At 50.7% G+C, this 12,725-nt stretch carries 16 protein-coding genes; all 16 read left to right on the forward strand.

Translation table 11 applies throughout. The annotated features are described in order from the left end of the window. Nucleotides 1–519 precede the first annotated feature (519 nt). Complete coding sequence (gene nifB / locus B2U47_RS03285; RefSeq protein ID WP_296677627.1) at nt 520–2,025, forward strand: nitrogenase cofactor biosynthesis protein NifB; 1,506 nt, start codon at nt 520–522, stop codon at nt 2,023–2,025. 11 nt (nt 2,026–2,036) lie between these two features. Then, nucleotides 2,037–2,315 (forward strand): ferredoxin, encoded by a 279-nt coding sequence (locus B2U47_RS03290; RefSeq protein WP_296677624.1) that lies wholly within the window; start codon nt 2,037–2,039, stop codon nt 2,313–2,315. A 147-nt stretch (nt 2,316–2,462) separates the two neighbouring features. Further along, nucleotides 2,463–2,618 (forward strand): hypothetical protein, encoded by a 156-nt coding sequence (locus tag B2U47_RS03295; protein ID WP_296677619.1) that lies wholly within the window; start codon nt 2,463–2,465, stop codon nt 2,616–2,618. Further along, nucleotides 2,611–3,897 carry an FprA family A-type flavoprotein gene (locus B2U47_RS03300; protein WP_296677616.1) on the forward strand — a complete coding sequence of 429 codons (1,287 nt, stop codon included), beginning with the start codon at nt 2,611–2,613 and terminating at the stop codon, nt 3,895–3,897. The genes B2U47_RS03295 and B2U47_RS03300 overlap by 8 nt, the downstream gene beginning before the upstream one ends. Nucleotides 3,898–3,945: 48 nt before the next feature. After that, nucleotides 3,946–4,230, forward strand: coding sequence for a 2Fe-2S iron-sulfur cluster-binding protein (locus tag B2U47_RS03305; protein WP_296677614.1), 285 nt, complete (start codon nt 3,946–3,948; stop codon nt 4,228–4,230). A gap of 16 nt (nt 4,231–4,246) precedes the next feature. Further along, on the forward strand, nt 4,247–4,594 hold the full coding sequence (locus tag B2U47_RS03310; protein WP_296677611.1) for a 2Fe-2S iron-sulfur cluster-binding protein: 348 nt from the start codon (nt 4,247–4,249) through the stop codon (nt 4,592–4,594). Between the two features lie 100 nt (nt 4,595–4,694). Further along, on the forward strand, nt 4,695–5,267 hold the full coding sequence (locus tag B2U47_RS03315) for a nitrogen fixation protein NifQ (RefSeq protein WP_296677608.1): 573 nt from the start codon (nt 4,695–4,697) through the stop codon (nt 5,265–5,267). Further along, complete coding sequence (gene draG, locus B2U47_RS03320) at nt 5,252–6,133, forward strand: ADP-ribosyl-[dinitrogen reductase] hydrolase (RefSeq protein ID WP_296677606.1); 882 nt, start codon at nt 5,252–5,254, stop codon at nt 6,131–6,133. The genes B2U47_RS03315 and draG overlap by 16 nt, the downstream gene beginning before the upstream one ends. Continuing rightward, on the forward strand, nt 6,130–6,624 hold the full coding sequence (locus B2U47_RS03325) for an Rrf2 family transcriptional regulator (protein ID WP_296677603.1): 495 nt from the start codon (nt 6,130–6,132) through the stop codon (nt 6,622–6,624). The genes draG and B2U47_RS03325 overlap by 4 nt, the downstream gene beginning before the upstream one ends. 144 nt (nt 6,625–6,768) lie before the next feature. Beyond that, nucleotides 6,769–7,092 (forward strand): HesB/IscA family protein, encoded by a 324-nt coding sequence (locus tag B2U47_RS03330; RefSeq protein ID WP_296677600.1) that lies wholly within the window; start codon nt 6,769–6,771, stop codon nt 7,090–7,092. 33 nt (nt 7,093–7,125) lie between these two features. Next, nucleotides 7,126–8,007: a Fe-S cluster assembly protein NifU gene (nifU, locus tag B2U47_RS03335; protein WP_296677598.1), complete on the forward strand. Its 882-nt coding sequence runs from the start codon at nt 7,126–7,128 to the stop codon at nt 8,005–8,007. 11 nt (nt 8,008–8,018) lie between these two features. After that, nucleotides 8,019–9,236 (forward strand): cysteine desulfurase NifS, encoded by a 1,218-nt coding sequence (gene nifS, locus B2U47_RS03340; RefSeq protein ID WP_296677595.1) that lies wholly within the window; start codon nt 8,019–8,021, stop codon nt 9,234–9,236. Between the two features lie 107 nt (nt 9,237–9,343). Next, the gene (locus tag B2U47_RS03345; RefSeq protein WP_296677593.1) at nt 9,344–9,571 is read left to right on the forward strand and encodes a nitrogen fixation protein NifZ; all 228 of its coding nucleotides are present in this window, start codon (nt 9,344–9,346) and stop codon (nt 9,569–9,571) included. A gap of 169 nt (nt 9,572–9,740) precedes the next feature. Further along, a complete protein-coding gene (locus B2U47_RS03350) occupies nt 9,741–11,657 on the forward strand; it encodes a DUF262 domain-containing protein (RefSeq protein WP_296677591.1) in 1,917 nt (638 codons plus the stop codon). Beyond that, nucleotides 11,657–12,538, forward strand: a complete 882-nt coding sequence (locus B2U47_RS03355; protein WP_296677587.1) for a DUF262 domain-containing protein — start codon at nt 11,657–11,659, stop codon at nt 12,536–12,538. Before B2U47_RS03350 ends, B2U47_RS03355 begins: the two co-directional genes overlap by 1 nt. A gap of 3 nt (nt 12,539–12,541) precedes the next feature. Continuing rightward, nucleotides 12,542–12,725 (forward strand): hypothetical protein (locus tag B2U47_RS03360; RefSeq protein WP_296677586.1); only part of this gene is annotated, 184 nt, incomplete at its 3' end.

Genomic DNA, 12,725 nt, shown 5'->3' on the forward strand with positions numbered 1-12,725 from the left:
TCTTTCATATAAAACAATGTAGAACAATAAGTTATTTATAGGCACGGCAGTTGCTATGCATCCCTCGCCGCCCGATTCCGGCCGGCCGATTTCGTGATTTTGGGGGAATTTGCATGGAACCAATGCATCAACAATCCGCTATCGGGGCGACGCCAGCGCTTCATCCCTGTTATTCCCCAGAAGCACACCGGCATTTCGCCCGTTTGCATCTAGCGGTGGCGCCAAAGTGCAATATTCAGTGCCACTACTGCAACCGCAAANNTGCATCACTTCCGGTCACACCCGTTGAGATTTACATTACTCACTTAGCAACACCAATTTCTGTTGGAGAACGGCATGTAACATTCCCTACATCACATTCCCGACATTCCCCCTCAAACCCCTTTGTCGCACACCCAACAACAAAACCCCAACCAACTGTAAATAAAAGAAAAATCACCAACAACCGTTACTTGGCACGCAAATTGAACTACCCATGCAAACACCCACACGAAACCCTTTTCGTCACGGAGAACACGCATGGAACTGACTGTTTTAGGGCAAAGCCAAACTGCACCTGCCGCCGGGGGATGCGCCTCCAGCGGTTGCGGCAGCAACGACGACCAACTGAACCACCTGCCGGAACACATCCGCGCCAAGGTGCATAACCACCCGTGCTACTCCGAAGAGGCACACCACCATTACGCGCGGATGCACGTCGCGGTCGCTCCGGCCTGCAACATCCAGTGCCACTACTGCAACCGCAAATACGACTGTTCCAACGAATCGCGCCCCGGTGTGGTGTCCGAGCTGCTCACCCCCGATCAGGCGGTGAAAAAGGTCATGACGGTGGCGGCGAACATCCCGCAAATGACCGTGCTGGGCATCGCAGGCCCCGGCGACCCGCTCGCCAACCCGGAACGCACCTTTGAAACATTCCGCCAACTGACCGAAAAAGCACCGGACATCAAGCTGTGCGTCTCCACCAACGGTCTGGCACTGCCCGAACAGGTCGACGAACTGTGCAAACACAATATCGACCACGTAACCATGACCATCAACTGCGTTGACCCCGACATCGGCGCACAAATCTACCCGTGGATTTTCTGGAAAAACCGCCGTGTCTATGGGCGCAAAGGTGCGGAAATCCTCATCAAGCAGCAGCAAAAAGGGCTGCAAATGCTGGTCGATCGCGGCATTTTGGTCAAGGTCAACTCGGTAATGATCCCCGGTGTCAACGACAAGCATCTGGAAGAAGTCAGCAAGGCGGTCAAAGCCAAAGGCGCATTCCTGCACAACGTCATGCCACTGATTGCCGAAGCCGAACACGGCACTTTCTTTGGCGTGATGGGGCAACGCGGCCCCACCCACGATGAATTGCAAGCCCTGCAAGACGTCTGCGCAGGCGACATGAACATGATGCGCCACTGCCGCCAATGCCGCGCCGATGCGGTCGGGATGCTGGGAGAAGACCGTGGTGACGAATTCACGATGGACAAGATCGAAGCCGAAGAAGTCGACTACGCCGCCGCAATGATCAAACGCGCCGAAGTCCACGCCGCCATCGAAGCCACCCTCGCCGCCAAACAGCAGAAGAAAAATGAAACCTTCATCTCGCTGTCCAGCTTAAGCATTCCGAAAAAGGAATCCCGCCCAGTCCTGATGGCGATTGCCACTTCTGGCGGCGGCATCATCAACCAGCACTTCGGTCATGCCCGCGAATTCCTGATCTACGAAGCCAATGCCTACGACGTGCGCTTCATCAGCCACCGCAAAACCGACCTGTATTGCAGCGGCGATGACACCTGCGGCGACGGCGAAAGCGTCCTGCAAAAAACCATCAACGCGCTGAAAGGTTGCGAGGTGGTGCTGTGTTCCAAGATCGGCTACGAGCCGTGGGGAATGCTGGAAGAAGCCGGAATCATGCCGAACGGCGAACACGCGCTGGAAGCCATCGAAGACGCGGTTGCCGCCGTCTACAAGGAAATGGGCGAAAAAGGCTTGCTCGACAAGAAACCGGAAACCAAGCAACGCGCCACCGCGTAAGGAGCTGACTCATGGCATTACAAATTGTTGACGGCTGCGTGAACTGCTGGGCGTGCGAACCGCTTTGCCCCAGCCAAGCCATTTACGCCGCCCTGCCGCATTTCCTGATTGACGCCAAGAAATGCACCGAATGCGACGGCGACTACGCCGACAAGCAATGCGCCAGCATCTGCCCGATCGAGGAAGCCATCGTGGACAGTCAGGGTATTGCCCTGAACCCGCCGGGTTCGCTGACCGGGATTCCGCCGGAGCGGTGGGAACAGGTGCGGGCGGAGATACAGGCGAGGTAGGAAAGAATCCCTCACCCCCTAGCCCCCTCTCCCTCAAGGGGCGAGGGGGAACAAGAAAGATAGTCTCTTAGCCCCTCTCCCCTTGAGGGAGAGGGGTTGGGGTGAGGGGTAAGTTCGGAGTACACCATTCCACACGAGGACACAGCCATGCCATCACGTTTACTCAAGTTACTGTTCAGCCTGCACCGCATCCCGCAGATCGACCCGGCGCTGAAACGCGCCTACCCCGGTCTGCCCGGCTACTTGCTCAAACGCCATTCCGCGCTGCTGAGCATGAGTCTTGCAGGCAACCGTCATGGCTGACACCCTCAACGTTGCGACATGGAAGGAGGCGGTCGAATTCGCCCCCGGTGTCCACTGGATCGGCGCACTCGACCCGACCTTGCGCACCTTCGACATCATCCTCAAAACCGCTAACGGCACCACCTACAACTCCTATCTGGTGCGTGGCAGCGGCGGTGTTGCCATCATCGACACGGTGAAGGAAGGTTTTGAAGACGAATTTTTCCACCGCCTCGAATCGGTAGCACGTTACGACGAAATCCGTGTGATCGTGTTGAATCACCTCGAACCCGACCACAGCGGTGCATTGCCAGAACTGATGCGCCGCGCCCCGCAAGCACGCCTGTACATTTCCACCCGCGCAACCACCATGCTCAAAGCCTTGTTGCGCCCCAACCGCGAAGAGCCGTTTGAATACACCACCGTCACCACCAACGACCGCGTGAGCCTCGGCGACCGCCATTTGCGTTTCCTGCACACCCCATTCCTGCACTGGCCGGACACGCAATGCACCTATCTGGAAGAGCAACAGGTGCTGTTTTCCGGCGATGTATTCGGCTGCCATTACTGCGATTCACGCCTGTTCAATGACCGGGTGGGGGATTTCCGTTTTTCGTTCGATTACTACTACGCGCACATCATGCGCCCGTTCAAGCAGTGGGTGATGGAAGCCCTTGCCCTGATTGAACCGCTGAAACTGAAGGTGGTTGCACCTACCCACGGGCCGATTTTGCGCGAACGCCCGCGCCGTTACGTGGCGCATTACCGCGAGCTGTCTACCTCCAGCTTGAGCCGCGAATTGGGCGATACCAATAAGTCGTTGATCATTTTCTACATGAGTTCCTACGGTAATACAGCACGCATGGCAGAAGCGATTTACCAAGGTGCGGATACTGTCGAAGGCGTGCGCGTGTCGCTGTACGACCTCGAAGGCGGCGAAGTCGCGCCTTTCGTGGATCTGATTGAGGATGCCGACGCGCTGCTGTTTGGTTCCCCCACCATCAACGGCGATGCGGTCAAGCCGGTGTGGGATTTGCTCTCGTCACTGGCGGTGGTGAATCTCAAAGGCAAGATCGGCGCGGCATTCGGCTCGTATGGCTGGAGCGGCGAAGCCGTGCGCATGGTCGAAGACCGGATGCGTGGGCTGAAAATGCGGGTTCCGCGTGAAGGTATCCGCGTCAAACTGATTCCAACACAAGAAGAATTGGATGAATGCACAGGGTTTGGTAGAGAAATAGCCAACATTCTGGTCGGCAAGGAAGTGCAGCGCGGGGTTATTGAATTCAGTGACCTCACCTGACCTCCCCAACTACCTGATAATTTTTAGCAATGATTGAAGGAAATAGACATGGCAAAGGCAAAAATTACCTTTGAGGACATCAACCAGACGGTCAGTGTCCCCGCCGGAACACGCATTATCGAAATCTCTGAAAAGATTGGTGCGGGCGTTATCTACGGTTGCCGTGAAGGCGATTGCGGCACTTGCATGATGGAAGTCACCGAAGGCTGGAACAACCTGACCGAACCTTCCGTACTGGAAGAAAAAGTCCTGCGCGAAAACATGGCAGGTCGTCATTACCGTCTGGCGTGCCAAGCGCAAATCCTCGGCGACTGCAAAGTTAAACCTGCCTGATTCAAGGAGCAACAACATGGCATTAATTACGTTTTCTAACCCCGAATACAAGGACAAAACCGTGTATGCGGTGGCTGGCAGTTTCACCGAAACCGTGTTGAAAATCGCCAAGACCAACAAGATTCCCATCCAGTTTTCCTGTGGCGATGGCGAATGCGGCACTTGCGTGGTCAAGGTCACGCAACTGGGCGACAAAGCCCCGATGGGTTATCACCTCGAAGAAAAGGAAAAGGCTATCTTGCTGGAACTCGGCAAAATCACCAAAAGCGAGATGGAAGACATGATCGTCAACGACCTGCCGAGCAAGTGGCGGTTGGCGTGCCAGTTCATCCCGCGTGACGAGGATATTCTGGTCGAGTATTAATCCGTAGGGTGGGTGGAGCCGCAGGCGATACCCACCATCTCCCCACATGGCACGTTTATTGAATGATGTTTCCGAAAATGCCCATTGTAGGAAAACAGCCATGACCACCACGCTTCCCAACACCACCACCCTCTTGCACACCCATTACAACCACCTGATGCAGCACCGCCGTGGTGAAACCAACGACCACCTGCTGGCAACCATGTACGCCTCCGCCCTGTGCGGACAAGGCGCAATGCCGCTGCACCTCGGCCTGCCGCTGGACATTTTCCGCAGCATGATGGAACACCATTTCCCGACCCTGCCGTCTGTGCCACTGCCCGCCCATGTACAGCCGCTGGATTTCAGCCGCCTGCCGGAACTTGACGACTTGCGCACCTTATTGCAGCAGCACCAAAGCCAGCCATCCCCCACCGCAGGCTGGATGACCGAAATCCTCTGTGCAGGCTGCACCGGCAATGATCACCTGTGGCAAGACCTCGGTTTGTGGTCGCGCAAAGACCTTTCCGCGCTGATGTATGATAATTTCCGCACGCTGGCAGAACAAAACGACAAAGACATGAAGTGGAAAAAATTCCTCTACAAACAAATGTGTATCGGTGAAGGCATCTACGTGTGCCGTTCACCTTCCTGCGAAGTTTGCGTGGATTACGCCGCATGTTTCGGGGAATAGCCGCCTACTTCGGTCTCGCGGTCGGCGATGCGCTGGGTGCAACGGTCGAATTCATGACCCCGGCAGAAATCCGCCACGAATACGGCACACACCAGCACATGGTCGGCGGCGGCTGGCTGAAACTCAAACCCGGCGAGATCACCGACGACACTGAAATGAGCCTTGCCCTCGGTGATGCCATCCTCAGCGCAGGCAAAGTCGAACCCGTCAGCGTCGCCGAAGCCTTCAGCGACTGGATGCGCGGCAAACCCAAGGACATCGGCAACACCGTGCGCCGTGGCATTGTGCAATTCCGCCGCACCGGGCAAACCGAAATGCCCGTTAGCGAACACGACGCAGGCAACGGCGCGTGTATGCGCTGCCTGCCCGTTGCCCTCGCCACCCTCAATAGCCCGTGGGAAAACGTACAAACCGCTTCCCGCCTGCAAGCCCACACTACCCATAACAACCCGGTATCGGACGCAGGCACCGAATGTATTATCCAGATGGTGCAAGCCGCCCTGCGCGGCAAACCACTGGCAGAACTGGAATTGTTTGCGTACCAACTGGTGCAAGTTTACCCCGTGTTTGAATACCGCCAACGCCGCCGCGACAACCCCAGCGGCTACATCGTTGACACCCTGCAAGCCGTGTTCCAGGCACTGTTTTCCACCGCTTCGTTTGAAGCCGCACTGGTGGAAGTGGTCAACCGGGGCGGCGATGCCGATACCACCGGCGCGATCCTCGGCATGGTGGCAGGGGCTTGTTACGGGCAAGACAGCATTCCCCCACGCTGGCTGCAACGGCTAGACCCCACTATCCGCAGCCGCTGTACAGAACAGGCACGCGCCCTTTACCAACTGGCACAACAAGGACACTCCCCATGAGACTATCCCGTAAAGACGAACATTCCATCGTCGCCATGCTGTCGCTGGCAACCCATGACCGTTACGCTGATCCGGTCAGCCTGACGGATTTGTCGGAAACACTCGGCATTTCCACTTCCTACCTCGAATACCTGTTCAGCGGTCTGCGCAAGCATGGCCTGGTGGAGGGCTTGCGCGGGGTAGGGGGCGGCTATCGGCTGGCACGCCCTGCTTACCAGATCAGCATTGCCGACATCCTCTACGCCACCCATGCACTGAATGAGGCAATGGATGAAGCCGTGCCAGATACCGATAGCTTGCCGGGGCTGGAAGCCATGCACGGCTGGCAGGAACTCAACCGCCGTATCCGCGATTTTCTCGCTGACATGACGCTGGCGGATTTTGTCAGTGCCAACAGCGGTCGCAGCCCCCGGCAGGCGGAAAACTCGGTCAGTAGCTACATTGCCAGTATGTTTCCTGCCCACAGTGTCCGCAGCGGAATGTCTGCTTAGCGACAAGCCCGGCCGATTTCCCCTGTGCCAAATCCTACACAAAGCCTGCGATAATCAAATAATTCCCAATAAATCAATCAGAAAGCAACTTGGCACAGGGCTTGCAACATTCTCCCCAAGTACGCATACAACGGGAGATAACGCATGATCACACTGACCGACAACGCCCAGAAAGCCCTCGGACGCTTCATTCAAGGCGCAGAAAAACCCATCGCAGGTTTACGCATTGGCGTTTCCGGCGGCGGCTGTTCCGGCTTGCAATACTCCATGAGCCTGGTGGAAGCCAAAGCCGACGGTGATTTGGAAGTGCCTTTCCCAGCGCTGACCGTGTTCGTAGACCCGGAAAGTGCGCCGAAACTGGCAGGGCTGACCGTGGATTTCATCGACGGTCTTGATGGCAGCGGTTTCAAGTTTGAAAACCCCAATGCCACCAATAGCTGCGGTTGCGGCAAATCATTCGCTGCCTGATCCACGACGCCACGCCAACAGGAGACCCAAGCCATGTGGGATTATTCAGAAAAGGTACAAGACCATTTTTTCAAGCCGCGTAACGCCGGGGCCGTTGCCAATGCGAATGCCACTGGCGATGTCGGTTCACTCAGTTGCGGTGACGCACTGCGCCTGACCCTCAAGGTCAACCCGGAAACCGATATTATCGAAGACGCGGGCTTTCAGACTTTTGGTTGCGGCTCGGCGGTCGCCTCCAGTTCCGCGCTCACTGAAATGGTCAAAGGCATGACGGTTGATCAGGCACTGAAAATTTCCAATCAGGACATCGCCGATTACCTCGACGGCTTGCCACCGGAAAAGATGCACTGCTCGGTGATGGGGCGCGAAGCCCTGCAAGCCGCCGTTGCTAATTACCGTGGCGAAGAGTGGAAAGACGACCACGAAGAAGGCGCGTTAATCTGCAAATGCTTCGCCGTGGACGCGGTGCTGATCGAAGAAACCATTCGTGCCAACCACCTCAGCACGGTGGAAGAAGTCACTTTCTACACCAAAGCGGGCGGCGGTTGTTCCGCGTGTTTTGAGGGCATCGAAGAAATCCTCAACAAGATCATGCTGGAACGTGATGAGGAAGAAGTCGTCGCACCGCCCCCCGAACCCGTCAAACCTGCCAAAGCCCCGCTGACCAACCTGCAACGGATGCGCCGCATCGAACACACTCTGGAAGCGATTCGCCCGCAACTGCAAGCCGACCGTGGCGACATTGAACTGGTGGAGGTCGATTTCGACAAGAAAATCGCCTTCGTCAACCTCAGTGGCGCGTGTTCCGGTTGCCAGATGGCTGCGGCGACGTTGGGCGGCGTGCAGCAGCGCGTCATGGAAGATTTGGGCGAATTCATCCGTGTGCTGCCTGCGACTGAAATGGGCAAGTTTTAAGGAGTGGTGTGATGAGTGAAGGTATTTATCTCGATAACAATGCGACTACGATGGTGTCGCCAGAAGTGGTGCAAGCCATGCTGCCGTTTTTTACCGAGCAGTTCGGCAACCCGTCCTCCATCCACCAGTTCGGCAACAAGGTCGGGCTGGCAATCAAGGCTGCCCGCAAGCAGGTGCAAAAGCTGCTGGGCGCGGAACACGATTCCGAGATCGTTTTCACCTCCTGCGGCACGGAATCCGATTCCACCGCCATCCTCTCCGCCCTCAAAGCGCAGCCGGAACGCAAGGAAATCATCACCACGGTGGTTGAGCATCCTGCCATCCTTACCCTGTGCGAAAATCTGGAAAAAGACGGCTACACCGTGCATTACCTCAAGGTGGACGGCAAAGGTCGGCTGGATCTGGATGCATACGCCAAGCTGCTGACCGACAACGTAGCGATTGTGTCGGCGATGTGGGCGAATAATGAAAGTGGCACGTATTTTCCGGTGGTGGAAATGGCTGAAATGGCGAACGCGGCGGGTGTGATGTTCCACACCGATGCGGTGCAAGCGGTCGGCAAGATTCCGATGAGTTTGAAAGACACCAAGATCGACATGCTGTCGGTGTCTGGGCATAAATTGCACGCACCGAAGGGGATTGGTGTGTTGTATTTGCGCCGGGGTACACGTTTCCGTCCGCTGTTGCGTGGTGGGCATCAGGAACGTGGGCGGCGTGCGGGGACGGAAAATGCTGCTTCCATCGTCGCGCTGGGTAAGGCGGCGGAAATGGCGTTCGAGCATATGGAGCACGAAAACATTTGCGTGCGTGCCATGCGCGACCGTTTGAAAGAAGGTTTGCTGGCTGCTATTCCCAACTGTTTCGTGACCGGCGACCCGGACAATTGCCTGCCGAATACGCTCAATATCGCGTTTGAATACATCGAGGGCGAAGCGATTTTGCTGATGCTCAACAAGCAGGGCATCGCGGCTTCGAGCGGTTCGGCGTGTACCTCTGGCTCGCTGGAACCTTCGCACGTGATGCGGGCGATGGGCATTCCTTATACGGCTGCGCACGGTACGATCCGCTTCTCGCTGTCGCGTTACAATAATATGCCGGAAATTGAGAAAGTCATCGCCGCCGTTCCGCCGATTATTGCGCAACTGCGCAAGCTGTCGCCGTATTGGGATAACGTCAACAACGCACCGCTGGAAGAGCCGGAAAAGGCGTTTGCTCCGGCGTATGCCTGAAGATCCCCTCACCCCCCTGCCCCCTCTCCCTCAAGGGGCGAGGGGGAGTCAGAGTTTGTTTTTGTATCGGAGACATCATAGATATTTCTCAAATTCAACCCGGTGACATGGTGTTTGCGGCTGCTGACTTGTTCAGTGACAGCGACATTCCGGGCTACGCCGAAGGTGCGCTGGTGGTCAAAGCGGGTACACGCGGCGTGCTGATCAATACCGGGCATTATGAGGAATACCCGGATGTGGAGTTTTATCTGGTGCAGTTTGAGGATGAAAGCGGGACGTTGGGGTTGTCGTTGGGGTGTTGGGCGGAGGAGTTGATCACAGAATCATATAATTAACAAATAGTTAGACTTGCCATTATTCGAAGGCTCAAGCCCAAAACCTTGGGCTTTTTTTATTGGATAATACGCTGACACGCCTAAAAATAAGAATTAATTATGTTTGAAAATATCCGTTAATTGATGATAAAGTGCTCATTTTACATTCATCTTGACGGAAAATGGGGCTATGTCAGACGCATCAACAGAAGCATTAAAATCCATCAGTGCCTTACTGCAAAATGACAGTACGTTTTTTATCCCATCCTATCAGCGCGGCTATCGCTGGAAAAACGAGCAAGTCACCCAACTATTAGACGACATCAAAGAATTCACTGATAATCTCATTGATAAAAAATTGGAGGAAAAACCCGACGAAAATTATTACTGTTTACAACCATTAGTTGTTAATGCACCGGAAAACACTGATGAAAAAGGTAAGTGGGAAGTCATTGACGGACAACAACGTCTCACCACCATCTATTTAATTCTACATTACCTTAAAATCAATAATAAGCTCACTGATAAATGTAAAGAACAGTTAAACAATAAGTTTGAAATCAGATACAAAACCAGAGAAGGCGAAGGGCATAATAGCCACAAATTCCTAACAGAAATTCATGAAAAATCTAGCGAAGAAGCCGAAAAAAATGTTGATTATTTATTTATGTTCAATGCTTATAAAGCAATAAAAGATTGGTTCATGAAAAATAAAACATTAGATTGCAACGTTTTTTTGAATAATATCAAGTTTATTTGGCACGACATTAAAAAAGAAGACTCGCGGGAAGTATTTACTCGGATTAATACGGGAAAAATCCCACTCAGCAATGCTGAATTGATTAAGGCTTTATTTTTGCAAAGAAAAAACTTTGCAGGTTATGAACAAACTATTCAACGCAAACAACTTGAGATTGCAATGGAATGGGATAAAATTGAATACACCCTGCAAAATGACGAATTCTGGTATTTCCTCAACAAAGAAAAGTGCCAAAGCCCTACAAAAATCGAGTTTATTTTTGATCTTATTTCTAAGAAAACAGATAGCAAAGACAAAGATCATGCCTTTAGACATTTTTATAATAAAGAACTTAAGGATAAAAAAGGCGATGATTTATACAAGGCTATTAGTAAACTGTGGAAAGAAGTACGCGATTATTATCTAACTTTTGTAGACTGGTATAACGACATCGAACTGTATCACTATATTGGATTTTTAACTCACGCAGGAACCATCTCGCTTCAAGAAAAACATGAGGATTATATTAATATACGCAATACGAAACATAAATTCAAAGAATCTTTGAAAACCAATATTATTGAAAAAATCAAAAAAATTGACCCTCTGAGTTTAAGATATGGCGAAAACAATGAGGGGTTAAAAAATTCTTTGCTGTTGTTTAATATTTTACAGAACTACACTCCAGATAATGGCGGTGATTTTTTGCGTGGTCGCTTTCCATTTTTCTTATATATGAAGCATAATTGGCACATAGAACATATTTACCCACAAACACCGGAGAATATAAAAACAGTTAAAGATTGGAAAGATAGATTGGAAATGCAGTGTGATGTTTTAGAGCGCATTAAAAAAAAAGACTATCACAATCAAGATAGTGAGAAATTAGAATCAATGATTAAGATGCTATCCTCAACAGTTAAAGCATTAGAAAATGATTATATTGAAAAAACCAAGCAGGAGTCTCTTAATTACACCGAACCAAAAGCCATTGAAGACCCGGAAAAAATCACGCAATATAAACAATTAGACAACAATGCAATGGAGCTGCTGGGTTTTGATATACACAGCATTGAAAATTTAGCTTTGCTTGACAGCTCAACAAATCAATCTGGAAGTGTTAGTAATAAAAACTTTAAACAAAAAAGCCAAGAAATAGTTACACTATATAAAACCGGAGTTAATAAAAAAAGGGAACCAGTTTTTATATTGCCATGTACCTTTATGACTTTCTTAAAAGCCTTTACTAATGAACCAGAGCAGTTTCACTATTGGAGCAAACAAGATGCTGATGATTATGTGACGACCATCAAGAAAACTTTAAAAGATTATTTACCAGAGAAAACTACAACCGAAGAGCAAATATAATGAAGCTAGAATCCATTTCGTTTTCTAATTTAATTGAAAAATATGAAATCGCCATCCCAATGATTCAGCGTGATTATGCACAAGGCAGAAAAGATGAAAATGCTGAAAAAATTCGTGACAAGCTATTAGACAAGATAAATTTTGATGATAAAAAACCAATAAAGTTTGACTTTGTTTATGGTTATATTGAAGAACGTGACGAACGTAAAATTTTCATCCCATTAGATGGTCAACAACGCCTGACCACCTTGTTTTTACTGCATTGGTATATTGCGGCAAAAGCAGATAAAAAAGACAGTACTGATAAAAATAATTTAAAGAAATTCCGTTATGAAACACGCACCAGCTCCACTGACTTTACGCAGGCTTTGGTTGACAACATTGATAAATTAACAATCTCCTCATTATTGCCAACAGAGGAAGACAAAAAGAGCAAGAAAAATGTAACTGCATTAAGCGAAGCTATTAAAAACAGTGCGTGGTTCTTCACCTCTTGGGAAAATGACCCAACCATTGCTGCAATGTTGATTATGCTGGATGCAATTCACCAACGAACTATAACAAAGGACAAACTAGACAAAATCACATTCGATTTTATTAACATGGGTGATTTTAAGTTAAGCGATGACTTATACTTAAAAATGAATGCCAGAGGCGTACAACTCACCCCCTTTGAAAACTTCAAGGCATTTTTTGAAAAACATCTGGAAAAAATCGATGATAACCTGAAAAATAATGAAGAAAACAGCTTAAAAAAACGTTTTTCGGATAGTATTGATAATACATGGCTTGATATTTTCTGGAATTTAGAATACACAGAGCCAGATGTTATTGACAAATCATATCGTACCATTGACAAACCCTTTATGCGATTCTTTTGATATATGACTGAAATGCTTTATTTTAAGCGCAATAAAAAAACTAGCAACGATATACCAGATGAAGTTAAATCTTTAAATTACAATACTGATTTACTCAATGAGACTTTTATCGAGACAGTTTACTCAAGCAACGATGAAGTAAAATATTTATTTAAGATACTTGAGGCTCTTTGGGATTTCCCGTGGT

Origin of the sequence: Thiothrix sp. UBA5583 (assembly GCA_002425225.1) — a bacterium.
In the GTDB taxonomy this organism is placed as follows: Bacteria; Pseudomonadota; Gammaproteobacteria; order Thiotrichales; family Thiotrichaceae; genus Thiothrix; species Thiothrix moscowensis.